The sequence below is a fragment of the Schleiferia thermophila genome (assembly GCF_003337435.1).
Taxonomy (GTDB): domain Bacteria; phylum Bacteroidota; class Bacteroidia; order Flavobacteriales; family Schleiferiaceae; genus Schleiferia; species Schleiferia thermophila.
Window position 1 is genome coordinate 147,802 of the sequence record NZ_QPJS01000003.1, and the last position, 25,213, is coordinate 173,014.

Here is a 25,213-nt window from a genome sequence, read left to right on the forward strand (position 1 = left end):
CGCCCAAAAAAATATTTGCTGAGGAATGGACAGTGACTTGTTTTAGTGTAAGTCTTTTTAGTTTGGAAGACAGTGTAAAGAAGCGGAGGAGCGGGTATTGGAAGCGAGCTTCGGATGCTGAGAGATCGGTGTCTATTCAGCGGTCACTCTTCACCACCTTCGGTAAGCATGAGGTATTCCATTATGTTTTCGGTGTTGATGACTGCGGTGATGGTGTTGTTTTCCAGTACAGGGGCTATAGGGATTTGATGCTCGTGCATGAGTCGATAAGCTTCTTCCATGCTTTGGTCGGGACTGAGTGTAAGGTTAGAAGGTTTGTAACATTGGCCGACGGTGGTGTCTTCGGGTTGGTTGCTCAGATGGGCAATGAGTAGGTCCCGGGTGAAAATGCCGACGGGTCTGCCTGTGTGATCGACGACGACAAATTCCTTTTCGGCTCCACTGAGGATTAATTCTCTGACTTGTGCGAGTGTGGTATCCAGGCTGAGCAGTGTGAATCGGGTCATGAGCGCGTCGCGCACCTGGTGAAGGCTCAATACGGAGGTATAGCGGACGCTGTTGTATTCCTGTGCTGCGCCGAAGAAGACGAATGCGCCAATAAGGATTAGAAAGGGATTGCCCATGAAACCTTTGAAGATGAAGATTACAGCGAGTATCTGGCCAACGATCATGGCTATTTGGGTAGCTTTAAGGCGGCCAATGGCCATAGCCAGTACGGAGCGAAGCACTCTGCCGCCGTCCATTGGAAAGGCCGGGATCAGATTGAAGACTGCCAGGAGTAGATTGACGGCTGCAAGGTTGATCAGAAAGGTGGAGGGGGAAATGGTGAGACTGGCGTTTTCGAGGTCGATTCCTTGAGGTGTGAGCCAGCTTGCCAGTAGCCAAAATAGAATTCCCAGGACTACGTTGACCAGAGGTCCGGCCAGGGTGACGGCGAGTTCCTGGATGGGTTTTTCTGGGATTTTTTCCAGGGCTGCGATGCCTCCGATGGGATAGAGGGTGATGCTTCGGGTGTGAATGCCGTAGTAGAGGGCGGTGAGTGCATGCCCTAACTCATGCAATACGACACATGCAAAAATAGCCAGTACGAAAACAAGTGCCCAGATGACCTGGGGAGTATCGGCTCCTGCACGGACGTTGATAAAAGCTACATAGCCCAGAATGAGCAGGAAGCTCCAATGGATTTTAATGGGAATGCCCTGAACGTGACCTAAGAGTACGGAGGAGGATGTGGTTTTCATGGTATTAGGGTATGGATGTGATAGAATCCGGCTGATGCCCTGTATCTGGGGTCTTTGTAGTGGTCGAAGAGCTCATCTATGAGGGCTTTTACTTTGTCGAAACCGATTTCCTTGCCCCATTGCAGCAGTCCTTTTGGGTAGTTTGCTCCGTACATCATGGCATTGTCTACGGCTTGTGGATTGGCTATGCCAAGGTAAACGGCATCTACGGCTTCGTTGATGAGCATGCTTAGAATTCTTTGAAATATGGTATTGGCGGTTTTTTCGGTGAGTGGATGTATTTCTGTTGGGGGATTTTGGGAGCGGTAGTCATAAAATCCGATTCCGGTTTTTCGTCCAAGGCGTCCGGATTCCATCATGCGCTGCTGCAGGATGGAAGGTCTGTAGCGGGGGTCGAAATACATTTGTTCAAATACTGAATAGCTCACTGTAAAGTTAACGTCTAGACCGATGAAGTCCATCAGTTCAAAAGGTCCCATCCGAAATCCTCCCAACTGTTTCATTACCTGGTCGATTTGCTGGGGGGTAGCTAATTGTTCTTCTGCTATTTTGAGGGCTTCGCCGTAGTAGGGTCGGGCTACGCGATTTACGATGAAGCCTGGGGTGTCTTTGGCCAGGGCGGGTACTTTGTCCCAGGACTTCATGAGTGATATTAATTTTTCGGTTATTGTAGGATGAGTGTTAAAACCGGGTATTATTTCGACAAGTTTCATCAGGGTGGCTGGGTTGAAAAAGTGTAGTCCGGCAAATTTTTCTGGTCGTTTTAGGGTGCTGCTCAGTTTATTGATGCTCAGACTGGATGTATTGGTGCACAAGATGGTGTCTTGTGTGAGCTGTTCGACCTGTTGAAAAAGCTGTTTTTTTGCGTCAAAATTTTCTGCTATGGCCTCAATGAAGAGATCGGAACCGGCTATGTGGGTAAGGTCATTGGAATAGAAAATTCTATTGGAGATTTCAGACGGATTTTCGCTGATTTTTCCTTTTTCGGCGAGTTTTTTAAGGTTGTTTTGAATGGTGTTTTCAGCTCTTTGAAGGGCTGAGTCGGAAGTGTCGAAGAGAATGACAGGATGACCCATCTGGGCTGCCCATTGGGCGATTCCCATACCCATAGTGCCTGCGCCTGCTATTGAGATTTTTTTCATTTATTCTTTTTTATATGCTTTGAGTGTGATATAGAAGGTGGTTCCTTTTCCTTCCTGGCTTTCAAAGGCGATTTGGCCTTGGTTTTTATCCACAAGTTCTTTTACCAGGACAAGCCCAAGTCCGGAGCCTTTTTCTCCGCTGGTTCCTTTGGAAGAGGTTGTGGCGAGTGAAAACAGATTTTTTTTCACATTTTCATTCATTCCAATTCCTTCGTCCCGGATGGTTATTTGTACCATATCATCGGCAAACCGGGCAGAGATATGAATTTTTCCATCTTTATGAGAAAATTTTATTGCATTGGACAGCAGGTTTCGTAGGATGAAATACAGGCTGTTTTCGTCGCAATACAGGATAATTTCCTTTAGATTTTCGGTGTGTATAATGAGGTTTTTTTCCCGGATGTTTATATCAAAACCTTCAAGTACTTTTTCCAGCACTTTGCTCAGGATTACGGGGGTGGGTTGAATTTTCAATCCATTGAGTTGGTTGGAAGCCCAGGTCAGCAGGTTGTTGAGCAGTTCGCTGGCGTTTTTTAGGCTCAAATTCAGTAGTTTCAGATAGCCTTTGATTTCCTCAGTGCTGACCATGTCGTAATTGTGATACAAAAGGTCGCTGATGGCCTGACTGTTGTACAACGGGTTTTTGAGGTCGTGTGCGATGATGGTGAAAAATTTGTCTTTTATCTGATTGGCTTCTTTGAGTTGCTTGATTAATTCGAGGTTTTTCTTTTGTTTGTGTTTAAGCTCCGTAATGTCTCTTGCAGTACCTAAGATGATGATTCTGTTTGATTTTGGAATTACCAGTTTTTTCAAATGAGTCTGCCAATATCGAGGCCCTCCGGGAAGCTCGAGGTATTCTTCGTATGTGATGGTTTCATCTGTAGTGAGTGCTTGTTTGTAGTTGTTTTCAAGGATGGTTCCCAGCTCATCGCCTACCAGCTCACGAGGGGTTTTGTTGTGAATCATTTCGAAGGAGATTCCGGTCTTGATCCGGTGGATTTTGTTGGTGGTGATGTATCGGAATTCTCCGTTTTTGTATTCTATTAAGAATATTGCATCGCTGGAATTAAAAAAGACATTTTCGTAGAAATACCTCAGTTCGTTGATTTCTTCAAATTCGCGGAGTGTTACCTTGTCGTCTGCAGATACGTATACGTGCTGCTGGTCACCTTTCAGCTCATAGTGTATTTTGTAGATTACTTCTTCGTATGGCCGATTGTAGAAATAAAAATTGCCAAATGGGGATGCATCGAGATTTGAGACAAACATTTGAAAAAAAGTACTGTTGAAATTGTACTTTGACTCGAGTAGTTTATAGGACATAGGGAGTTGAATTTTTTCGTTTATATTCAGTAATTCCAATGCCTCATCATCCATTTCGGTAATGTAAAAGTCAGAAATTGTATCGAATTCATCTCTGATAATTTTTATTTTGAACGTGTATTTTTTTTCTGGTGTTGGGGTCATTTTTTTACTGTAACAAGAACTTATTGATTGTGTGAATAATTTCGTCTTTTGTATACGGTTTGGCGATGTAATCGTCAAAACCTTCATTGAGAAATTTTTCTCTGTCGTCGGCCAGGGCGTAGGCGGTGAGTGCGATGATGGGTATTTCCTGTTTATCCGGCAGTTTTCGAATTTCTTTCATGGCTTGGATTCCGTCCATTCCTTTTCCCAGATTGATGTCCATAAGGATAAGGTCAAAATCTCGGTTTTTCACCTTGGCTATGCCGTCTTCCGCGTTTTGTGCCAAAGTGATGTGGTACAGCTTACCGAGGCTGATTTGCAGTAGTTTTTGGTTGAGGTAGTTGTCTTCGACGTATAAAATGGAGTTGGATCTTGATTTTTTTGGGGTTACGATGGTTTTTTCGGGTTTCAGCGTACGATTGGGCAGCGTGACGGTAAAGGTGGAGCCTTTTGAAATTATGCTTGTGACCCGGACTTGTCCGCCAAGGTGGTTTACCAATTTTCGCACGATGCCCAGACCTAGACCTGAGCCTTCGTAATGTCTGTTGTATCCCTCGCTGAGTTGTTTAAAATCCTCAAAGATTTCATCCAGTTTTTCTTCTGGAATTCCAATGCCAGTATCTTCTATTTTCAGAGTACATTCGCTATGGGTCAGGTGATAAGATACATTTATACTACCCTTTTCATTGAATTTAATTGCGTTGGAAATCAAATGTTTAAGGATTATTTCAATTTTTCCGCCATCACTTACAAAGGGTATATCAGGAATGATTTCACTGGATAATTTCAGGGATAAATTTTTGGCTTTCGCCTGATAATAAAAGGAGTTGCAGACTTTTTTTACGATTTTTTCCAGGTCTATGGTTTCATTTACCAGGGTGACAGTATCGGATATGAGCATCGTAAATTCATTGATGCTGTTGAGCGTTTGGACCATTCGGTTGGCTGATTGGGTCAGTCCATCGATATACGTCATGGCATCCTGACTGAGCTCCGTGTATTTGAGCAAGTCGGTAAAGCCGATGATTCCGGTGAGTGGAGTTCTGAGTTCGTGGGATAGATTTTCGAGAAAGTGGTTTCTTATTTTTTCTTGTTCGTGAAGGCTTTTGATGGTGTTTTCGAGATTGTGCTGATGGATTTTAGCCTCGGTATTGTTGATGAGCTGAAAGATTTGATACGTTTGGTCGATGGTGGTGGAGTAGATGTTGAAGAATATTTCTTTTGAAGCATATTTTAGGCACAGTTCACCATCAGTGGTTTCTGTGATGTATTTTTTTACGAAAGCTTCAGGTGTACTTTTGAGTACACTCATCAGCCTGTCAAATGCTGCATTGTAATAGACGATTTCTGTCTGTCGAAGGATAATGAGGGGTATGGCATTTTCCTCGATGATGCGACGAAAGATCAGCAGATTGTGGTCTTTTATCATACATCTACGTTGATTTTGTATGGACAATGGTCACTGTGGACTACATCCGAGAGAATGACCGCGTCTTTGAGGTGTGGCAGCAGGTTTGGGGTGAGCATTTGATAGTCAATCCGCCAGCCTTTGTTTTTAGCCCGTGCGCCGGCTCTGTAGGTCCACCAGGTGTACTGGTGGGGTTGGTGGTTGATTGCTCTGAATGAATCAATCCAGCCGCTGCTTACAAAAGTGTCAAACCATTCTCTTTCTTCGGGTAGGAATCCACTGCTGTTGGCATTTCTGATAGGGTCGTGAATGTCAATGGGCTTGTGACAGATGTTGAAATCGCCTGCGATGATGACCTTTTCATAGGTTTTTTTTAAGTTTTCGGTAAATTGGAGGAAGTCATCCAGAAATTTCATTTTAAGGTTTTGCCGCTCGTCACCACTGGAACCTGAGGGAATGTAAACGGATACAAGAGAAAAATTCGGATATTCGTTTATGAGAATACGGCCTTCGCTATCGATGTAATCGATTCCGCAGCCGATGATGGTTTTCAATGGTTTGGGCTTTGAGAGAATGGCTACGCCGGAATATCCTTTTTTTTCTGCGCTGTGCCAGGCGATGTGATAGCCCAGGCTTTCAAAATCATCAGCATTAATTTGGTTTGAGTCTGCTTTTACTTCCTGCAGGCATATAATATCGGGGTTTTCTTGCTGCAGCCAGGACAAAAAACTCTTGTTGATGGCGGACCGTATGCCATTTACGTTGTATGTAATGATATTCATCCGGGAATCGTTAGTTTGTAATCCCTTAAAAACAAAGGCGAAGATAAAAGGTTGAAATGAAACGAACATGGAAGGTGCATTGGATTATTTGTGCGATTTTACCGGTACTTTCTGTGTTTGGTCAGAATTTGAATCCCAGATATCACGAAGTGAAGCGCATCTTCGTTTATGGAGATACGCTTTTGCTGCCCTCGGATGTTTACGCTCCATCTCTTGTTTTGAGGAGCAATGGTGTAGCGGCAGATTCCTGTTTCAAATCATCGGGACAATATGTTGTATTTTACTTTGTGTGCGACAGTGGTGAGGTAGAAATTTCCTATTATACGTATCCTCCAGACTATCTTTCACTTTCCCAGGGGCTTGACCGAAAACTGATACAACCCAAAGGAGCAAAACGCAGCGATGTACAGGCGATGACTTTGAAGACTCAGAATACCGGGGGGTTGTTTGACAGTGACCTGGCCGGAATTTCGCGTACGGGTGCTATCAGCAGGTTTGTGCGTGCCGGGTCGAACCAGAGTCCTGTGTTAAACTCAACTCTCGACTTACAGCTATCCGGTCTTTTGAGAGACAGTACACGAATCAGAGCATCTATTACCGACAACAGAGTGCCGGTGCAAGCTGACGGTTACTCTCAACAGCTGAGAGAAATCGATCGGATTTTTATTGAAATCTCACATCCGAAAAGAGGTAAAGTCACAGCCGGAGATTATCAGATTCAGAACCTTGGGCATTATTTTCTGAATTTTGATCGTCGAATTACCGGGTTTGGTCTGGAGACTACTGCCGATATTTCGGAGACGATGAAAGTCAGGGCCAGTGCCAATGCAGCTGCTTCACGGGGAATTTTTGCCAGAAATACATTCATGGGGCAGGAAGGCAATCAGGGCCCTTATAAGCTATTTGGTAACAACAATGAGCTTTTTATCATCATCATATCAGGTAGTGAAAGGGTGTATCTGGACGGAATGTTGCTAACCCGTGGGCAGGAATATGATTATGTAATGGACTACAATACCGGAGAAATCACTTTTACGGCCTTGCGCCCTATCACAAGGGAACGCCGGATTGTGGTCGAATTCCAGTATACTTCTCTGCTGTATCTGCGTACGATAGCATATGGGGAGCTGGCATTGGAGTCCGAAAAATTTCAGATTGAACTGGTTCATTACGACGAGACCGACAGCCGTACACAAACCCTTTTTCAGGATCTGACCGAAGCGGAAAAGCAAATCATTGCGCAGGCCGGCGCTGATTTTGGCCGTATGAGAATTCCGTCGGCAGTGCAGGTGGAGTATTCTCCGGATGAGGTGCTCTATGAAAAAATTTTACAACCGGGATTTGGGGAGATATTTGTTTTTTCCAGAGATAGTACCAAGGGTCTCTACCGGGTTCAATTTACCTTTGTAGGTCAAGGCAATGGAAACTACATCCCATCCAACAATACGGTAAACGGGAGAGTATTTGAATGGATACCACCGGAGAATGGTCGTCCGCAGGGGAGCTATGAGCCGATAAGGCAATTGTTGCCACCGCAAAGCCTGAGTGTATCGTCGGCAAGAGCTGCCTACAATGGCGGAAAATTCGGAACCTTGGAGCTTCAATCGGCTTTCAGCCGGCTAAATCTAAACAGATTTGCTTCAGGGGTTGCCTCACAAGAGGGGTTTGCTACCCGCCTGACCTATGGGATAGATCGCAAACTGGGAGCGTCCAGATTACAGATCGGTGGGTTTTCGGATGTCATGACTGCTGATTTCAGAACCGTGGAGCGTGTTCGCCAGGTTGAATTTCAGCGCGACTGGTCTATAGCCGATACTGCATTGAGGGGTACTCAACTGCTGGCCGGTGTGCATTTGCGTCTGACAAGGGATACGCTCCTCAACGTTTTTAATGAGGTATCTCTGCTCCGGCAGGGCGATGATTTCCGGCTTAAATATTCCGGAGAACTGCACGTAAACAATCAATATGTAGCAATAAACAGCCGATTTTCAGCGCTTAAAATACAGGGACCTGTACTGGACGGGACATTTCTCAGACAGTTGGGCGATTGGTCATGGAAAGCCGGCCAACGGTCAAGTATTGGTGTGAGGACAGATGTTGAAAGCAATCTCAGAAGTGACACGCAGCAGTGGATCGATGGTTCTTACAACTTTTTTCAGGCAGAGCCTTACTGGAGGATATACGGAAACAGAGGACGGAATTTTGAACTCTTTGCTTTGTTGCGGACGGATGATACGGTGTACACTGGTGGTATTCAACGGGCTGCCGTGAGCAGGGGAGGTGGGATAAAGGCTGACTGGAAATTTGGTAAAAACGCAGACTTGGGTGCTTCTGTGCTTTACCGACACATCAGATATGATCCCATCACCGGCCAGCAGGACTTTGCGGCTTACACCGGCAGGGTGCGTTTGCAGCAGCGCTGGATGAAAAATGCACTTATTTCAAATACTTTGCTGGAAACAGGAACGGGCACGGAGCCACTTCGCGTTTTTAGCTACATTGAAGTACCGGCAGGCACAGGTACACATACCTGGATCGACTACAACGGAAATGGCATTAAGGAACTGGATGAATTTGAGCCGGCGCGATTTCCTGCTGAAGCCAGATTTATCCGGATTTTTGCACCTTCTTCTGAATTTACACGTGTAGAAGTGAGCAAAATCTCTCAGTCACTGCTCTTTAACCCTGTAAATATGGGTCAGCGGTGGTCGGGGTTCAGAAAATTTTTGACCCGATTCAGCCTGCAGTCTACCTTGCAAACCGACAATCGCCGGCAACTTATCAGAGCAGTCAACACACCGGTACACCTGCCCGGCTCGGGGCCCGATAGTCTCACTCTTGGCTCGTTGATACTGGTGCGGCAGACGCTGTTTTTCGACCGTACCCGAAGCAAGTTTGGATGGGATGCCAACTACCTTTTCAACCGGTCTGCCAATTTGCTGGCGTTTGGGGTGGAAGAGGTCCGTAGCGTAGAGTATCCGCTGAACATTCGCTACAAAATCATTCCTCCTCTGCTGGCGCGTTTAAAGCTCAACTATGTAAACAGGGAGACACGCTCGATGAATTTTGTGTCGAGGAATTTCAGCTTTGATGAGTATTTGGCCAGTCCCCGAATCGAATTTCAACCCGGAGAGAAATACCGCACTATTCTCTCCTATGAATATTCATCAAAAAATTCCGCATCGGCTTTGCTCTCCAGCCATCGGCTGATCAGTGAACAATATCTGGCTTCTGCTTCGAGATTTGTGACTACAGCTACCATTCAATACGTGGTCAATTCATTTACGGGCGATGCTAATTCGCCTCTGGGGTTTGCCATGCTGGAGGGGTTACAGCCGGGACAGAATTTTATTGTGACTTTGCTGGCACAGAGAAACCTGGTCAATGGTCTTCAGCTGAGTCTGACATACGAAGGGCGTTTGGGCAGCGGTCTCGGGATACTTCACAGCGGTGTTTTTCAGGTCAAAGCTTTTTTCTAACTGTATCTGTTGCTTTACTTTTGGTGGATAAACTGAGCGTTATTGAATGAAAACGGCCAGAATAGTTTTGTACTTCATCATCGGAACCATTGTCTTGTTGTACGGGGTTTCCTTTTTGTTGCCTTCTACCTATCAGGTGGAACGAAAAACAGTCGTGAAGGCAGATTATGAAACCGTTTTTCCGATGATTTCCAATCTTAGAGAACACGTGATGTGGTCGCCATGGCGTGAGAGGGACTCATCTATAAGCGAAATCTTTCTGGGCGAAGACGGTAAGCCGGGCTCCATCTACCGATGGAAGGGCAACGATGAGGTAGGAGAAGGCGAGCAGGAGATTACGGCCGTGCGACCTGACCGTGTGGATATGGAAGTGAGATTTTTACAGCCTTTTAAAACCAGCAGCTCTGCCTGGCTGACAATAGACACAAAAGACCTTGAAACGGTAGAAGTAAAATGGGGATTTGCCGGTAAAATTCCAAGGCCCCTGAACCTGATGTTGCTGTTTACGGACTTTGAACAGGCCATCGGGAAGGATTATGATGCGGGCTTACAAAAGCTTAAAACTCTGGCGGAGAAGCGATTTGAGAGTAAAGATCCCTTCAGGGATGTGGTGGTGCAGGAGGTTTACTTTGACCCTAGGTATTTTGTGTACAGATCCCTGGAGGCAACCCAAGACTCCGAACTGCTGAATAAAGTGCTGGAAACCGGCGAAAAACTAAAGTCTTTGGCTGAAAGGCGCGGTTTGGAAATTTTTGGCAATCTGGTATTGCAGTTTGTTCGCCAGCCATCCGGAGGCTTTGTGGTACACGTTGGCTTCCCTTTTGCCCGCTATACGGCTTTGCCTGGTTATCAGAGCGGGATGCTGCCGGATGGTGAATTCTATTTTGCTGGTATCCAGCTAGGTAGAGCTTCTTTGATGGAAATGGCGCAACTGGTGTCCCGCAAGAGTGGCCTGGAGGCTGTGGATAGTTTTATGGTTGATTTTCTTGAATACCGGCAAATCGCAGAGACCGGTAATGGTCTTGTGGGAGTCTTTGTAAGCAAAAATGAAAGTAATCAACAATAAGGAAGCATAAATTGCAATCGGTAAGCCCATAGCTTTGTTTTTACGGACCTTGGCCGGGGTGGGTGACATAAATTTTTTTGCTAAAGGTTTGCGTTGTGCTTTTTTCTTCTCACAATGTCTACACAACAATCTCCGTGTAATGGGGTACGTGGATATAGAGAGGCATGGATCTGCATGGAGTGCAGCGGGTACCGGGTGGTGATGGGTTGGGTGGAGGTGTGTTGATTGGATTTTTTATGGGTGCACTATATATACGGCCCTGGAAGCTACAGAGGTTGCTCTGCGTGAGGGATGCGGAGGGCGCCTGCAGGGCGGTGCGCAGCACGGGAGCGAAGCGCACCCCGGAGCAGCCCGACCCCGCGCCTTACAGGAATAGTAGCAAAAGCAGGCGCGGGGGCACGCCCAAATAAAAAAAGGCATGCAGCGGATGCATGCCCTTGGAAGGATCAAATGGTGTATGCGGAGGGATTAAAGTGCAGGGAGAATGACTTTGTCGATGGCGTGGATGACTCCGTTTGAGGCTGTGATGTCGGCTTGTATCACGGTGGCGGTGCGCTCGTTGGCATCGGTGATGGTGACTCCGCCCTGAGTGTTTACGGTAAAGGTGCCGCCATTGAGGGTGGTGACTACCTGGCCGTTGGTGAGCATATTGCTTGTGACTCTGCCTGCTACGACGTGGTAGGTGAGTACGGCTTCGAGGACTGGAGCGGGAATATCGTTGAGCGATGAAACACCCAGCTCTGTGAGCAATGCGGTGAATGCTGCATTGTTTGGGGCGAATACTGTGAAGGGACCTTCGCCACTGAGTACTTGTGCATAGTTGACGCTTAAATCGGAGCGGGTGAGGGCTTGTACAAGAATGCTGAAATCAGCATTGGCCTGGGCGATCTGGACGATGTTTTGCTGCTGGGGCTGTTCGTTGTCCTTGTTGTCATCGTCTTTTCTGCAGCTGACGAGCATGGCACCTGCCAGCATCCATGTACATACATTGAAAAGTACCTTTTTCATAGTTATAGGTATTAGAAATACAATGAGTTAATGTTGGGATGTATGAAGATGTTTACAGAGATGGTTGTTTTAACAGATCGTTACCAAATGGTGGTGGGGCATTAATTTTTGGTTAAATAAGGAAACGAAATAAACCTAAAATGTTTCCGTAGGTTATCAGCGATGTAAAATTTGTATCGAATTCTCAGTGCATGATTCAAACGGATTTCAAAGGTTTTTTTCCATCGATGGAGTTGATCGAGCAATTATCGCCCGAACAGCAGATTCTGGCCGGGGCGGTAGTGCTTTTCAGCCGGTTGGGATTGCGAAGTGTGACGATGGACGACCTAGCGCGTGAGCTGGGAATATCGAAAAAAACCTTATACAAATATTACAGAAACAAAGCAGACCTTGTGGACAAAGGGGCTGAGCTGGTCATTGATCACATCAAGGAATTTTGCGGGCAAATATGTCCAAAGGAGGAGAATCCCATCGATGAGCTCTTTATACTGGATGAAGGGATGCGAAATTTTAACAAGATGCAGCATCAGGGCGTTCAGTTTCAGCTCCGGAAGTACTATCCGAATACTTTTTTCAAGATCAAAGAGGCCCAGCGGAAGAACTTTATGGAGGTGACTACGCAAAATCTTGTGAAGGGTATAGAGCAGGGCTGGTATCGCAATGATTTTGATGTGGAAATTATTGCAAATCTGCACTACAGCAGGATCCTGATGATTATGGACGAACAGTATTTTCCGGTGAGTGAATTTGATTGGGAGAAGCTGACAAGAGAGGCACTGATCTACCACATCAGAGGGATTGCCTCTGCAAAAGGACTGGAATATCTGGAAAATAAATATTCTCAAAAGAGCAATGAACAAAGGTAAACTTGTGCTATCAGGGCTTGCTTTGATGGCTCTATCGGTACAGTTGGCAGCACAGCGAGCATTTTCGCTCCATGATGCCAGAAGGTATGCTACCGAGCATGCCTACTCTGTAAAGGACAAACAGCTTGAGCTCGAAAAGGCTAAAAAAACCATAACGGAGACAGCAGCTATCGGTCTTCCTCAGGTGTCGGCCGAGGCCAGGCATCAGTACAATCCGCAAATCCCACAAACCCCACTGCCTGCAATACTACTTCCCAATCCGCCGGAGGGAGTGGACTTTGTACTGGTGCAGTTTGGAGTACCTCACCAGAGTACCTATGGACTTCAGGCTTCGCAACTGCTGTTTGATGGTTCGTACATCGTGGCCCTTTTGGCTACACGGGTGTTTAAGGAATTGGCCAGAAACGACCTGGAAGTGTCGCGAGTGGAGGTACTGGACAATGTAACGCGTACCTATGGTACAGTGATAATGACGGGCGAACTGGTAAGCATCCTGGAAAACAACCTGGAAGTGCTGCGCAGAATCTACCGCGATAATCAGAAGCTTTACAACGAAGGCTTTATCGAAGAGCAGGATGTGGATCAGGTCGATATACTCGTCAATACAGTTTCCAATCAGCTGGACAATACACGCCGGCAACACGAAATTGCTCTGATGCTGCTCAAGTTGCAGATGGGCATATCGCTGGAGGAAAACATTGTGCTGACCGATGGTCTTGAAATTTTTGAAGCCATCGACCAGGATGCGTTTGAGCTGATGAGCAAACCATTTGACCTGATGGCGGACTATGAATATCGCGGAATTCTGCTTCAAGAACAGGCTGCACGTCTACAAGTAAAGCGCTACCAGATGAATTACCTGCCGTCGGTAACGGGCTTTATAAATCACCAGCAAAATATGTTTGGTAATGAATTTAAGATGTTTGACTTCAACAGATATTGGATACCGGTTACAGTGATGGGGGTCAGCCTGAACTGGAAAATTTTCACCGGTTTTGACCGATATGCCAAAACTTCAAAGGCCAGACTTGATCTGCTGAGGGTTCAAAACGCAAAAAAACAGGTAGAAGATGCCAAACAAGTCGAATACGACAGAGCAAAAAGCGAATTTGAATTTTCGATCAACAATATGAGAATCCGAAGAAAAAATTTGGAAACTGCCAGCCGGGTGAGAGAGAAAACCCTCATAAAATACAGGGAGGGGGTGGCAGGAAGTTTTGAGCTCACTCAGGCAGAAAATCAACTGCTCGATGCTCAGAGCCAATATGTTCAGTCGATGATTCAGCTTATCAACGCCCATTCGGCATTAAATAAGATTTTAGGTAATTACAACAACTAACACAAAACGATGAAAAAAGTACTCCCTTATTCGGTAATTTGTGCTTTCGTGGCAGTTTCCTGCAGCAATTTGGGAAATCAAGCTTCGGATTCGGAGTTGGAGATGCTTTACTCCAAACGCGATTCGCTGATGCGCCACATCGACAAGACCAACATGCAGCTGGCTGAAATCAACGAACGAATTGCAGAACTCGACAGTACAGCCAGGTTTTACACGGTCTCTGCGCACATTGTTGAGCCTGGTCTTTTTGAGCACTTTGTAGAAGTGTACGGCACCGTGGGCAGCGAAAAAAACACCATCCTTTTCCCGGAAACCGGGGGTGTGATCACTGCTATATCCGTGAAACCCGGCCAGCCGGTGAGCCGGGGACAGATACTCATTCAGCTAGATGGCTCCCTGCTGCTCAGCAGCATCAGTGAAGTCAAAACACAATTGGAGCTTGCCACATCGGTATTCGAAAAGCAAAAAAGGCTCTGGGAGCAGAAAGTGGGCTCTGAGATTCAGTACCTCCAGGCCAAAAACAATAAAGAATCTCTTGAAAGCAGACTTCGCACCCTGGAAAAACAATACAGCCAAACCATGGTAAGAGCCCCTTTCGATGGAGTGGTGGATGAAATTTTTCCAAAAGTAGGGCAGTTGGTCGGTCCGCAGACCCAGTTGATTCGCCTGGTCAATCTGGACAACATTTACATCGAAGGAGAAATCTCCGAAACCTATTCCGGGCTGATTCAGCCCGGCTATGTTGCACGGGTGAGGATTCCTGCCACAGACTCCGTTTTGGAGGCAAGAGTTACCTCCGTGGCCAAATTCATCAATCCTACTAACAGGACATTTAAAGTCAGGCTCGAACTGCTCGACAAACAAATCCGTTTGGTACCCAATGCTCTGGTTTCAATCATGATCAAAGATTACGAAAATCCTGCAGCACTGATCATCCCCGTACGGCTGATTCAGCAGGATCCCGAAGGAAATGATTTTGTTATTACTCTGGAAAAAACTGGTCAGACCATAGGAGTGGCGCGCAAGAAAGTCATAAAACCAGGACGTAGCTACCGAAATATGGCTGAAGTACTATCCGGGATAGAACCCGGTGCTCTCCTGGTCGACAAGGGTGCCCGAAACGTAAAAGACGGACAGAAAGTACGAATAATGGATGCTTTGAGCGCACTAGAATAAAAATGCTATGGAAACCAAGGGACTTATCAAAAAGGAATTCAGGATCAGCACTTTATCGGTTGACAATAAAACCACTGTATTTGTGCTGTCCTTCATCCTGTTTATCGGAGGGCTGATAGCTTACAAAGGCATGCCCACAGAAACCTTTCCCGAAATCGTAAGCCCGGAAATTTATGTCGGCACAGCATATCCGGGCTATTCGCCGGTAGATATAGAAAAACTGGTGACCCGCCCGCTCGAAAAAGAAATCAATGGCATCACCGGGATTGAAGAAATCAATTCCACCTCAGTGCAGGGATATTCGACCATACAAGTGAAATTCAATTTCGACGTTACCCCGGACGAAGCCCTCAGAAAGGTCAAAGACAAGGTAGACCAGGCCAGAAGCAACAAAGACTTTCCCAAGGACCTGCCCGCTGAGCCCAATGTATTCGAGCTCAACTTTGCCGAGCTCATACCGGTGCTCAATATCAACCTCAGCGGTGAATTTTCCCCTGACCAACTCAAGCAGTTTGCCGAGTACCTGGAAGATAAAATCGAAGCCCTTCCCGAAATTTCCAAAGTCGAAATCCGCGGCATGGACGACAAAGAGTTGCGCGTCAGCATTGACCAGTCTAAGCTTGAGCTGCTCAACTTGAGCTTCGACGATATAGCCAATGCCATCAGAAGCGAAAACGTTTCGGTAGCCGCAGGTGATTTCCTGGTGGATGAATACCGGCGAAACATCCGTGTGATAGGCGAATTTAAAGACCCCTACGACATCGGAAACGTTATAGTAAAAAATGAAAATGCCGAAGTCGTCTACCTGAAGGACATTGCCGACATTTACTTTGGCGAAGTAGAAAAAGAATCTTATGCACGCGAATTTGGGCAGCCAGTCGTGATGCTCGACGTACTCAAGCGCAGCGGAGAAAACCTCATCATCGTATCCGACAAAATCAACAACATCATCCGGGAAGCCCGTCAAAACTACTTCCCCGAAAACCTCAGAATTTCCATCACCAACGACCAAAGCGACCGCACCCGAAATCAGGTAGCTGAGCTCGAGAATTCCATCATCTTCGGCGTCCTGCTCGTAGTAGCCGTTCTAATGTTTTTCATGGGACTGCGCAACGCTCTATTCGTCGGCATTGCCATACCGCTGAGCATGCTGATCAGCTTTATGGTGCTCAGCTCATTGGGCGTCACACTCAACACCATCGTGCTCTTCTCCCTGGTGCTTGCCCTGGGTATGCTGGTCGACAATGGCATCGTAGTAGTAGAAAACATCTACCGGCTTCTCTCCGAAGGCAAACCACTGATCCGAGCCGCCAAAGAAGGAGTGGGCGAAGTAGCAGCAGCCATCATAGCCTCCACAGCCACCACCGTAGCCGCCTTCATCCCTCTGGCTTTCTGGCCGGGCATTTTTGGCGAGTTTATGAAATACCTGCCCATCACCCTCATGATTGTGCTCGGCTCTTCCCTGTTTGTAGCATTGGTCATCAATCCCGTACTGACCTCCGTTTACATGAAACTCAAAGAAGATCAACCCAATATGAAGCGCATCTGGCGCATTACCGCCATTCTCATGCTCCTCGGAGCAGTATTTATTACCGCACGCATATATTGGTTAGGAAACCTTTTGATAGTAGCCGGCCTGATCGGACCTTTCAACCACAAAGTGCTCATGCCACTTTCAGCAGCATTTCAAAACCACCTGCTGCCGCGCCTTGAAGAAGCCTATGAACGCCTGATCAAATTTGCCCTACGCGGCCGAAACCCCATCTATTTCTTTATCGGCACCATCCTGCTGCTCATCGTCAGCTTCGCATTGGTCATCGCCTTTCCGCCCAAGGTGCAATTCTTCCCCGTCAATGAACCCAACCGCGCCGAAGTGTACATCGAGCTGCCCATAGGCACCGACGTCAACACCACCAACCAGTTCACCCTGCAAATAGAGCAGGAGCTCATGCACATCTACGACCGCTTTACCATCACCGAAAAAACCGAAACCGGCACCGATACCACCTACAACTTCCTCATCTCATCCATCATTTCCCAGGTTGGCAAGGGCGCCAGCGATCCCAATCAGGGCCCCTCACAAGCAGCCACTCCCCACAAAGCCAAAATCACCGTAGACTTTGTAGAGACCAAAAAACGCCGTGGCGTTAAAACCTCAGAGGTACTCGAAGACATCCGGGAAGCCCTCCGCAAGTATCCGGGAGCACAGATCACCGTGAGCAAAGATCGCCAAGGCCCTCCGGCAGGTGCACCCATCAGCATCGAGCTCTCAGGCGACAATTACGAGCAGCTCTATGCCGAAGCCGAAGCCATCAAAGTCTTCATCGACAATGCCAACATCTTCGGCATCGAAGAGCTCAAACTCGATGTAGACCGTGCCAAACCCGAGCTGCCCATCATCGTAGATCGCACCAAAGCACGAACCCTCGGCGTGAGCACCTACCAGATCGGAGATGCCCTGCGTACCGCCCTCTTCGGCCGCGAAGTCAGCACCTTCAAAGACGGCAACGACGACTACCCCATCAACATCCGCTATAAAGACCAATATCGCTACGACCTCGACCGCCTCATGGATACCCGTATAACCTTCCGCGACCAGGCCACCGGCAAAATCAAGCAAATCCCCATCTCCGCCGTAGCCCAGCCCGTCAAATCGGTTACCTTTTCCTCCGTAAAGCGACATGACCTCAAGCGGACCATCACCATCACCTCCAACGTACTCGAAGGCGTCAACGCCACCGCCACCGTCCAAAAAATCAAACGCCTCCTCCAAAACTATGAGCTACCCGATGGCATTACCCTGCGCTTCACCGGCGAACAGGAAAAACAATCCAAAGAACTCGGCTTCCTCTCCAAAGCCCTTATGGTCGCCGTCTTTTTAATATTTCTGATACTCGTCGCCCAGTTCAATTCCGCCTCCACCCCATTGATCATCATGATTACTGTTGTTTTCTCCCTCATCGGAGTATTTCTCGGCCTGGTCATCTTCCGTCAGGACTTTGTCATCATCCTTACCATGATAGGCATCATCTCACTGGCAGGAGTAGTGGTCAACAATGCCATAGTACTCATCGACTATGCCAACCTGATCATGGCCCGGCGCAAAAAAGCCCTCGGCATCAACCCCAACGACCGACTTCACCTCACCGAAGTCTACAATTCCATCGTCGAAGCCGGCAAGAAGCGCCTACGCCCCGTACTGCTCACCGCCATCACCACCATCCTTGGCCTCATACCACTGGCCACCGGCATGAACATCGATTTTATCCGCCTCTTTACCCACTACAATCCCGATATCTACTTCGGAGGTGACAATGTCGCCTTCTGGGGCCCGATGAGCTGGACCGTCATCTACGGACTCACCTTTGCCACCTTTCTTACCCTGATCATCGTACCCGTAATGCTCTATCTGCTCAACGGTCTCAAATACCGCCTCGGCCTGCGCATCGTCAAGACTAAGGTCTAAACTCTGCTCCCCTTCATACCACACACCACACCCGCCACTGCTGGCGGGTTTTTTATTTATTTTCTTAGGGCGTGCCCCCGCGCGCCGGCCACCTGCCGGTAGCCTTACCGCGCGGGGTCGGGCTGCTCCGGGGTGCGCTTCGCTCCCGTGCTCCGCTGCGCTGCGCACCGCCCTGCGGGCGCCCTCCGCATCCCTCACGCAAGTGCCGGAACCCTGCTCAACTCCCGGTGATTTCCCAAAATTCTACTCCCTGCATAGCAACCATTCTCAATCACCTACAAACTGCTCAATCGCACATCCACACACCTAATTAGAAATCAAACAGAAAAAAGAGCCAGCCGGCTTGGTTGTCCTCAGGAAGTATCGGCACAATCAGACACCCCCTCAGCCCTCCGATACATCCTGCTGCTTCAAAGGAATGTCATCAGGCAGCAGAAGACTGTATAAGCAGGAGGATAGTGCAAAGAAATATGTTGTACCAGATTTCAAAACATAAAAACCTGCACCACACACTCATCCGTATTTCTACCATTAACATTCATCAATCCAAAAAGCGAATTGTACATATACATAAATGCCCCCTATCAATGCCGGTTTACAAGCGAAATCCGGCAGGATCTACTTCCCCAACATCGAGCTGAATGAAACATGGATATACAGTTATCCTTCTATGATTCAAACAATTAGTCCACATTGCTGCCATGAGCCACAGATAAAGCTTCAAAGTATTAACTAAATCTGAAACCGAAAGCCTGCCCTTGCCCATTCCGCAATTGGACACAATACCTAATTAACTTTGTCCAATCCCAGTAGAAATGAACATCTTTCAAAAACCCACAGCAGCAGTTGTACTCGAAGACGGACATGTGTTTTTCGGACACTCCGTCGGCATCGAAGGCGAGGTCGCAGGTGAACTTTGCTTCAACACCGGAATGACAGGATATCAGGAGATATTTACAGACCCCTCCTATTTTGGTCAAATTATGGTCATGGCCAGTGTGCACATAGGCAACTATGGAGTCCGATTTGAAGAAAGCGAATCAGACCATATCAGAATCAATGGGTTGGTTTGCAGAAATTTTACAGTAAAAGGTTCAAGACCCGGCAAAGACACGGAGCTTTATGAATTTTTTGCCAACAGTCGCACAGTGGCTGTTAGCGGTGTGGATACACGAGCTCTGGTACAGCACCTACGAGACCACGGTGCTAAAAATGCCATTCTCACCACTGACCTTACCAACCTGAAGGAGGTGAAATCACGCGCACAAGCCATACCATCGATGGCAGGCATGGAGCTCTCCTCAAAGGTGACTTGCCGCGAAGCGTATAGCCTTGGAGATGAAAAGGCCACCTACCGCGTGGCAGTACTCGACCTCGGAGTAAAGAAAAACATCCTTCGATGCCTTGTTGAGCGCGATGTTTTTGTGAGAGTATTTCCAATGAATGTAAGCACTGAAGAATTCTTCTCATGGGCTTGCGACGGATATCTCATTTCCAATGGCCCGGGCGATCCGGCTGCAATGCCACAGACTACTGCCTTCGTGCAGCAAATTATCCAAACCGGAAAGCCGGTGTTTGGCATTTGTCTCGGCCATCAGATCATAGCCCTTTCCCAGGGGCTTGAAACGTATAAAATGCATCACGGCCACCGCGGTATCAATCACCCCGTCATCAATACTGCGACCAAAAAAGGAGAAATCACCTCCCAAAACCACGGATTTGCTGTAAAAAATCAGTCTTTTGGACCGTCAGCCTCCCTACTTTTGACCCACAGCCACCTGAACGATGGAACTGTAGCTGGCCTCAGGCTGAGCGATTGTCCGGTATTCTCCGTGCAGTACCACCCCGAAGCCGCTCCGGGTCCTCATGACAGTCGCTATCTGTTTGATGAATTTATAAATCTGCTTAACCAACATAAAAAGGATGAGTACAATTGCTAAAGTAATCGGAAGACAAATCCTCGACTCAAGAGGAAACCCTACGGTAGAAGCTGAAGTGTGGCTGGAAACCGGCGAAATGGGACGCGCTGCCGTGCCATCAGGTGCCTCGACCGGCATTCACGAAGCAGCAGAATTAAGAGACGGCAACAAAGAGTACTACCTGGGCAAAGGAGTACTCAAGGCTGTGGAAAATATAGAAGAAATCGATGAAGAGCTGGAGGGAATGGACGCACTCGATCAGACATTGATCGACCAGACAATGATAGAACTCGATGGAACAGAAAACAAAAGCAGACTCGGTGCCAATGCCATATTGGCCGTATCGCTGGCAGCCGCAAGGGCAGCTGCTCAATTCACAGGCCTCCCGCTGCATCAGTACATAGGGGGAATTTCAGCCCGTACTTTGCCCGTACCGATGATGAATATCCTAAACGGAGGTGCACATGCCGATAATGCTATTGATTTTCAGGAGTTTATGATTGTGCCGGTTGGGGCGCCTACCTTTTCGGAAGCTCTGAGGATGGGGGTAGAAATCTTCCATCATCTGAAGAGCGTCCTCAAGAAAAAAGGCTACAGTACCAATGTAGGTGATGAAGGCGGATTTGCCCCCGACATACAATCCAATGAAGAAGCCATCGAAACAGTACTCCAGGCCATAGAAGCAGCAGGCTACCGGCCGGGAGAGAACATCTTCATAGCGATGGATGCTGCCGCCTCGGAATTATTCGACAGCAATACAGGTACCTATGTGTTTAAAAAGTCATCTAAATCCAGGAAAACGGCTGGTGAAATGGTGGACTACTGGAAAAACTGGATTGAAAAATACCCCATTATCTCCCTGGAAGATGGCCTGGCAGAAGACGACTGGGAGGGTTGGAAGCTGCTCAGTCAGGAGCTTGGCAAAAAGGTACAGCTAGTAGGAGATGACCTCTTTGTGACCAATGTAAAAAGGCTTTCAGCAGGTATCGAACAACAGATAGCTAACTCCATCTTGGTCAAAGTAAATCAGATAGGAACGCTCACAGAAACCATCGCAGCTGTAGAAATGGCCCACAGAGCCGGATATACCAGCGTGATCAGTCATCGCAGTGGCGAAACGGAAGATGCTACCATTGCCGATCTGGCCGTGGCGCTCAATACCGGTCAGATCAAAACAGGTTCGGCCTCCAGAAGTGACCGGATTGCTAAATACAATCAACTGTTGCGCATTGAAGAATACCTCGGAAATTCGGCATATTTCCCGGGTATCAGAGCATTTAAGTTTTGAATTTTATTCACCCAAATCCATTAGAAAATGATAACAGATAAACTTAAAGAACACTTTCGAAGCAAAATTGAACCATACAACAAAAAGGTCAAAGACTTCGTAGCCCAATACGGCGATCAGAAAATGGGCGATTACACCATATCCCAGGTATATCAGGGGATGCGTGGCATCACAGGCCTTGTCTACGAAACTTCAAAACTCGACCCTGAGGAAGGCATCCGCTTCAGAGGGTATACCATTCCGGAGCTGCAGGCAAAACTACCAAAATACCCGGGTGGCAAACAGCCTCTTCCCGAAGGGCTCTTTTACCTGCTGCTTATGGATGAGCTACCAGACGACGATGCAGTTCGCAGGATGAGCAACAACTGGGTGCGACGTGCGCAGGTGCCTCCCCACGTGTTTAAAGTAATTGATTCTTTGCCACAGCATGCCCATCCGATGACACAATTTATCGCCGGCATCACCGCTTTGCGTACAGAGTCTGAGTTTCAGAAAGCCTACCGCCAGGGAATTGGCAAAAAAGACTATTGGGATCCGGTGTATGAAGACGCCATGAACCTGATCGCCAGATTGCCACGTGTGGCAGCCTACATCTATCGCCGTACCTACCGAAGTGGCGATCATATCGAACCGGATCCTCGCCTGGATTACTCAGCCAATTTTGCTCATATGCTTGGATTCGACAATCCGGAGTTTTATGAGCTGATGAGGCTGTATCTGACCATACACGCCGATCACGAAGGTGGCAATGTATCTGCTCATGCCATTCGATTGGTAGGCTCTGCTCTCAGCGATCCTTACCTGGCTTTTGCGGCTGGAATGGCCGGCCTCGCCGGACCGCTTCACGGACTGGCCAATCAGGAAGTGATCCGCTGGGTACTTGATATGAAGAAAGAACTCGGCGGGGGATTGCCGACAAAGGAAGAAATCGCCGAATATGTTAAGAAGACCTTGACCGAAGGCAAAGTGGTGCCCGGATTTGGCCACGCGGTACTCCGTAAGACCGACCCCAGATACATGGCCCAGAGGGAATTTGCGCTGGAATACATGCCTCATGATCCAATGTTTTTGCTGATTTCAAGAATCTATGAAGTCGTGCCCGGAATACTTGAGGCGACCGGAAAGGTGAAGAATCCTTGGCCTAATGTGGATGCTCACTCCGGTCAGTTGCTGATGTATTACGGACTGGTGGAATACGATTTTTACACCGTGCTCTTTGGTGTATCCAGAGCTCTGGGAACTATGGCCAGCCTTATCTGGGACCGCGCTCTGGGATTCCCGATTGAACGACCGGGATCTACCACCACAGACCTTCTGATGAAAAAGTTTGCAAAAGAGTAAGGTTGTCTGTTTGAATCGATAAAGGTCCTGCGTACAAGCAGGACTTTTTTTTATACAAGGGCCTGTACCTTTGAAACTTAAGTAGGTTTGACTTCAAAAACAGTAGACGTAACATCCTTGAAATCAAATTCATCTTCAAAAATCATTGGAAAGCCCTTCACCATATTCGGGCTTACGTTTTATCACGAAGATTCCAGTTTTAAAATCGGTACTGACGCGCTCTTATTCAGTGCGGTAATCAGGGGGATCAATGACATAAGCAGTGTACTGGATGTCGGCTGTGGCTGTGGCATCGTCGGGTTGTCGTACATCGGAAAACACCGCACGGCACGGCTTACGGGCATTGATGTGCATCTGCCCTCTGTACAAAGGGCTGCAGCAAATGCTGCTTTAAATGGTCTGAACGACAGGTCAGTATTTTATCAGGCTGATTTTACCCGATTTCCAACGGATGAAAAGTTTGATTTGATCGTCTCCAATCCACCGTATTTTCAAAATCACCTTAAATCGATGTCTGAAGAGAAAAACTTGTCCAGGCATTTAAGCGGAGAGCTTACGTACGATGTGTTGATTAGCAAGGCAGCCGAGGTTTGTGGTAAATTCACATCCCTAATTCTTCCTTGGTTCTACCGCGACAGAGTGATCAGGTTAGCCGTAGCAGGGAGATTACATTTGTGCAGAGCTATTGATTTCTGGTCTAAGCCGTCGTCAAAACAACCGGTTCGGTCGGTACTGGTTTTCAGCAAAGTGCCGGGAAAAATGCCGGTCGAAACCGAGCGTTATTTCATTCGAAACGAGGACAACTCCTACCACAGCGATTACTCAAAGCTCATCGGAGCGTAAAGTAAAGGGAAGTCTCAGAGAACACTATGCTGTGAACCAAAGAATAAAATAGCGACAAGCCATCGGATCTTTACAACTTTTGAGGGTAGATATTGTTAAAAAGTTGATTTTTGCGGTTTGGAAATGAGTAGAGTAACAGAAATATTGACCGGAAGGTCCAATGGGGTAGAAATACCCTTGATTGCAGGTCCGTGCAGCGCAGAGAGCTATGAGCAATTGAGGGCTACGGTGATACAGCTCAAGGACATACCTAATCTGATAGCTGTAAGAGCTGGTGTCTGGAAGCCAAGAACGCGCCCTGGCAGTTTTGAGGGCATAGGGGAGTATGCGCTCAGATGGATAAGTGAGCTAAAGAAAGAAACCGGGCTTCCCTTTGCGGTAGAGGTGGCCAACAGTTGGCAGACTGAGCTGGCCCTCAAAGCAGGGATCGACATTTTGTGGCTGGGAGCACGCACTACGGTCAATCCTTTTTATGTACAGGAAATTTCAGATAGCCTCAGAGGTGTGGATGTGCCCGTAATGGTCAAAAATCCCATTCATGCTGACCTGGGCCTTTGGATTGGAGCGGTAGAACGCTTAAAAAAATCCGGAATCAATCGCATTGTAGCCGTGCACAGGGGATTTTTTACTTCGGGCACCAGCGTGTTTCGCAACGATCCCAAGTGGGAAATTCCGGTAGAATTCCGAACGCTCTGCCCCGATGTTCCGCTGATGTGTGATCCCAGCCATATATCGGGCAAGAGGGATTACATCTACGAAATCAGCCAGGCTGCGCTGGATTTGGAAATGCATGGGCTGATGATTGAGTCGCATTACAATCCTGATGTGGCCTTGAGCGATGCCCGGCAACAAGTAACCCCGGCTCAGCTAAAAGAAATCATGAAGGCGTTGGTACGCCGTGCCGACCACACTAAAAATCCCTTTGCTTGCCGGGAACTGGAGGCTCTGCGATCAAAAATTGACCATCTGGACCACGAGATTCTGCAACTGCTTGAAAAACGCAAGGGGCTTGTAGAGGCTATCGGCGAGCTGAAAAAAGAGCACAATATCACCATTTTGCAGTTTGAAAGGTGGTTTGAAATCGTAAAGGACCGCAGTAAGGTGGCCCGTTTGCTGGGGCTAGATGAGCAGGTGGTTCTGGAAATTTTTCAGTTGATCCATCGCTCGAGCATTCAGATACAGCAGCAAATACTAAATGCCAAACCTACAGATGTGTAGGAAAAAGTCTGTTTCGGATTGATTTGAAGGTCAAAATTTAAATTGATTGCCAGATAAACACGGTTTTTGAAGTGCCGAGATCACAAGGGAAGTCAGGTGGTTATTCGTTATTTTTTGGATGTTTGGAATTTAGAGATACAGGATTGTAGGGGTGGACTTTTTTG

General features: G+C 47.4%; 17 protein-coding genes. 11 read left to right on the plus strand and 6 right to left on the minus strand.

The window, feature by feature from the left end; all coding sequences use genetic code 11:
• Positions 1–143: 143 nt before the first annotated feature.
• The 5 genes from DES35_RS08040 to DES35_RS08060 are packed head-to-tail and all read right to left on the minus strand — an operon-like array spanning position 144 to position 6,040.
• A complete protein-coding gene (locus DES35_RS08040; RefSeq protein WP_114366304.1) occupies positions 144–1,241 on the minus strand; it encodes a site-2 protease family protein in 1,098 nt (365 codons plus the stop codon).
• A complete protein-coding gene (locus DES35_RS08045; RefSeq protein WP_051889285.1) occupies positions 1,238–2,383 on the minus strand; it encodes a 3-hydroxyacyl-CoA dehydrogenase NAD-binding domain-containing protein in 1,146 nt (381 codons plus the stop codon). The genes DES35_RS08040 and DES35_RS08045 overlap by 4 nt, the downstream gene beginning before the upstream one ends.
• Positions 2,384–3,850: a sensor histidine kinase gene (locus tag DES35_RS08050; RefSeq protein WP_170125725.1), complete on the minus strand. Its 1,467-nt coding sequence runs from the start codon at positions 3,848–3,850 to the stop codon at positions 2,384–2,386. It lies immediately after the preceding gene.
• Between the two features lie 4 nt (positions 3,851–3,854).
• Complete coding sequence (locus DES35_RS08055) at positions 3,855–5,279, minus strand: ATP-binding protein (RefSeq protein WP_114366306.1); 1,425 nt, start codon at positions 5,277–5,279, stop codon at positions 3,855–3,857.
• Positions 5,276–6,040, minus strand: coding sequence for an exodeoxyribonuclease III (locus tag DES35_RS08060; protein ID WP_114366307.1), 765 nt, complete (start codon positions 6,038–6,040; stop codon positions 5,276–5,278). Before DES35_RS08060 ends, DES35_RS08055 begins: the two co-directional genes overlap by 4 nt.
• A gap of 56 nt (positions 6,041–6,096) precedes the next feature.
• On the opposite strand from DES35_RS08060, the gene DES35_RS08065 reads away from it, so the two are divergent.
• Both DES35_RS08065 and DES35_RS08070 read left to right on the plus strand, forming a co-directional pair.
• The gene (locus DES35_RS08065) at positions 6,097–9,519 is read left to right on the plus strand and encodes a hypothetical protein (protein ID WP_125039435.1); all 3,423 of its coding nucleotides are present in this window, start codon (positions 6,097–6,099) and stop codon (positions 9,517–9,519) included.
• Positions 9,520–9,565: 46 nt separating this feature from the next.
• Positions 9,566–10,585: an SRPBCC family protein gene (locus tag DES35_RS08070; RefSeq protein WP_051889287.1), complete on the plus strand. Its 1,020-nt coding sequence runs from the start codon at positions 9,566–9,568 to the stop codon at positions 10,583–10,585.
• A gap of 468 nt (positions 10,586–11,053) precedes the next feature.
• On the opposite strand, the gene DES35_RS08075 is transcribed toward DES35_RS08070, so the two are convergent.
• On the minus strand, positions 11,054–11,593 hold the full coding sequence (locus DES35_RS08075) for a fasciclin domain-containing protein (RefSeq protein WP_114366309.1): 540 nt from the start codon (positions 11,591–11,593) through the stop codon (positions 11,054–11,056).
• Positions 11,594–11,784: 191 nt separating this feature from the next.
• On the opposite strand from DES35_RS08075, the gene DES35_RS08080 reads away from it, so the two are divergent.
• From DES35_RS08080 to DES35_RS08120, 9 genes are all read left to right on the plus strand, one after another.
• A complete protein-coding gene (locus DES35_RS08080; RefSeq protein ID WP_037358400.1) occupies positions 11,785–12,459 on the plus strand; it encodes a TetR/AcrR family transcriptional regulator in 675 nt (224 codons plus the stop codon).
• Positions 12,446–13,798, plus strand: a complete 1,353-nt coding sequence (locus DES35_RS08085; RefSeq protein WP_037358402.1) for a TolC family protein — start codon at positions 12,446–12,448, stop codon at positions 13,796–13,798. The genes DES35_RS08080 and DES35_RS08085 overlap by 14 nt, the downstream gene beginning before the upstream one ends.
• A gap of 9 nt (positions 13,799–13,807) precedes the next feature.
• Positions 13,808–14,974: an efflux RND transporter periplasmic adaptor subunit gene (locus tag DES35_RS08090; protein WP_037358404.1), complete on the plus strand. Its 1,167-nt coding sequence runs from the start codon at positions 13,808–13,810 to the stop codon at positions 14,972–14,974.
• Between the two features lie 7 nt (positions 14,975–14,981).
• Positions 14,982–18,440 (plus strand): efflux RND transporter permease subunit, encoded by a 3,459-nt coding sequence (locus DES35_RS08095; RefSeq protein ID WP_114366310.1) that lies wholly within the window; start codon positions 14,982–14,984, stop codon positions 18,438–18,440.
• Positions 18,441–19,255: 815 nt separating this feature from the next.
• Positions 19,256–20,380 carry a glutamine-hydrolyzing carbamoyl-phosphate synthase small subunit gene (gene carA / locus DES35_RS08100; protein ID WP_114366311.1) on the plus strand — a complete coding sequence of 375 codons (1,125 nt, stop codon included), beginning with the start codon at positions 19,256–19,258 and terminating at the stop codon, positions 20,378–20,380.
• Positions 20,364–21,647 carry a phosphopyruvate hydratase gene (gene eno / locus DES35_RS08105; protein WP_114366312.1) on the plus strand — a complete coding sequence of 428 codons (1,284 nt, stop codon included), beginning with the start codon at positions 20,364–20,366 and terminating at the stop codon, positions 21,645–21,647. Before carA ends, eno begins: the two co-directional genes overlap by 17 nt.
• Positions 21,648–21,674: 27 nt before the next feature.
• Positions 21,675–22,988 carry a citrate (Si)-synthase, eukaryotic gene (locus DES35_RS08110; RefSeq protein WP_114366313.1) on the plus strand — a complete coding sequence of 438 codons (1,314 nt, stop codon included), beginning with the start codon at positions 21,675–21,677 and terminating at the stop codon, positions 22,986–22,988.
• Between the two features lie 87 nt (positions 22,989–23,075).
• A complete protein-coding gene (locus DES35_RS08115) occupies positions 23,076–23,831 on the plus strand; it encodes a methyltransferase (protein ID WP_114366314.1) in 756 nt (251 codons plus the stop codon).
• A gap of 123 nt (positions 23,832–23,954) precedes the next feature.
• Positions 23,955–25,049 carry a chorismate mutase gene (locus tag DES35_RS08120; protein WP_037358540.1) on the plus strand — a complete coding sequence of 365 codons (1,095 nt, stop codon included), beginning with the start codon at positions 23,955–23,957 and terminating at the stop codon, positions 25,047–25,049.
• Positions 25,050–25,213 lie beyond the last annotated feature (164 nt).

Coding starts and splice junctions, on each gene's coding strand:
- DES35_RS08040 (WP_114366304.1), bottom strand. CDS start 1,241: ATGAAAACCACATCCTCCTCCGTACTCTTAGGTCACGTTCAGGGCATT.
- DES35_RS08045 (WP_051889285.1), bottom strand. CDS start 2,383: ATGAAAAAAATCTCAATAGCAGGCGCAGGCACTATGGGTATGGGAATC.
- DES35_RS08050 (WP_170125725.1), bottom strand. CDS start 3,850: ATGACCCCAACACCAGAAAAAAAATACACGTTCAAAATAAAAATTATC.
- DES35_RS08055 (WP_114366306.1), bottom strand. CDS start 5,279: ATGATAAAAGACCACAATCTGCTGATCTTTCGTCGCATCATCGAGGAA.
- DES35_RS08060 (WP_114366307.1), bottom strand. CDS start 6,040: ATGAATATCATTACATACAACGTAAATGGCATACGGTCCGCCATCAAC.
- DES35_RS08065 (WP_125039435.1), top strand. CDS start 6,097: ATGAAACGAACATGGAAGGTGCATTGGATTATTTGTGCGATTTTACCG.
- DES35_RS08070 (WP_051889287.1), top strand. CDS start 9,566: ATGAAAACGGCCAGAATAGTTTTGTACTTCATCATCGGAACCATTGTC.
- DES35_RS08075 (WP_114366309.1), bottom strand. CDS start 11,593: ATGAAAAAGGTACTTTTCAATGTATGTACATGGATGCTGGCAGGTGCC.
- DES35_RS08080 (WP_037358400.1), top strand. CDS start 11,785: ATGATTCAAACGGATTTCAAAGGTTTTTTTCCATCGATGGAGTTGATC.
- DES35_RS08085 (WP_037358402.1), top strand. CDS start 12,446: ATGAACAAAGGTAAACTTGTGCTATCAGGGCTTGCTTTGATGGCTCTA.
- DES35_RS08090 (WP_037358404.1), top strand. CDS start 13,808: ATGAAAAAAGTACTCCCTTATTCGGTAATTTGTGCTTTCGTGGCAGTT.
- DES35_RS08095 (WP_114366310.1), top strand. CDS start 14,982: ATGGAAACCAAGGGACTTATCAAAAAGGAATTCAGGATCAGCACTTTA.
- carA (WP_114366311.1), top strand. CDS start 19,256: ATGAACATCTTTCAAAAACCCACAGCAGCAGTTGTACTCGAAGACGGA.
- eno (WP_114366312.1), top strand. CDS start 20,364: ATGAGTACAATTGCTAAAGTAATCGGAAGACAAATCCTCGACTCAAGA.
- DES35_RS08110 (WP_114366313.1), top strand. CDS start 21,675: ATGATAACAGATAAACTTAAAGAACACTTTCGAAGCAAAATTGAACCA.
- DES35_RS08120 (WP_037358540.1), top strand. CDS start 23,955: ATGAGTAGAGTAACAGAAATATTGACCGGAAGGTCCAATGGGGTAGAA.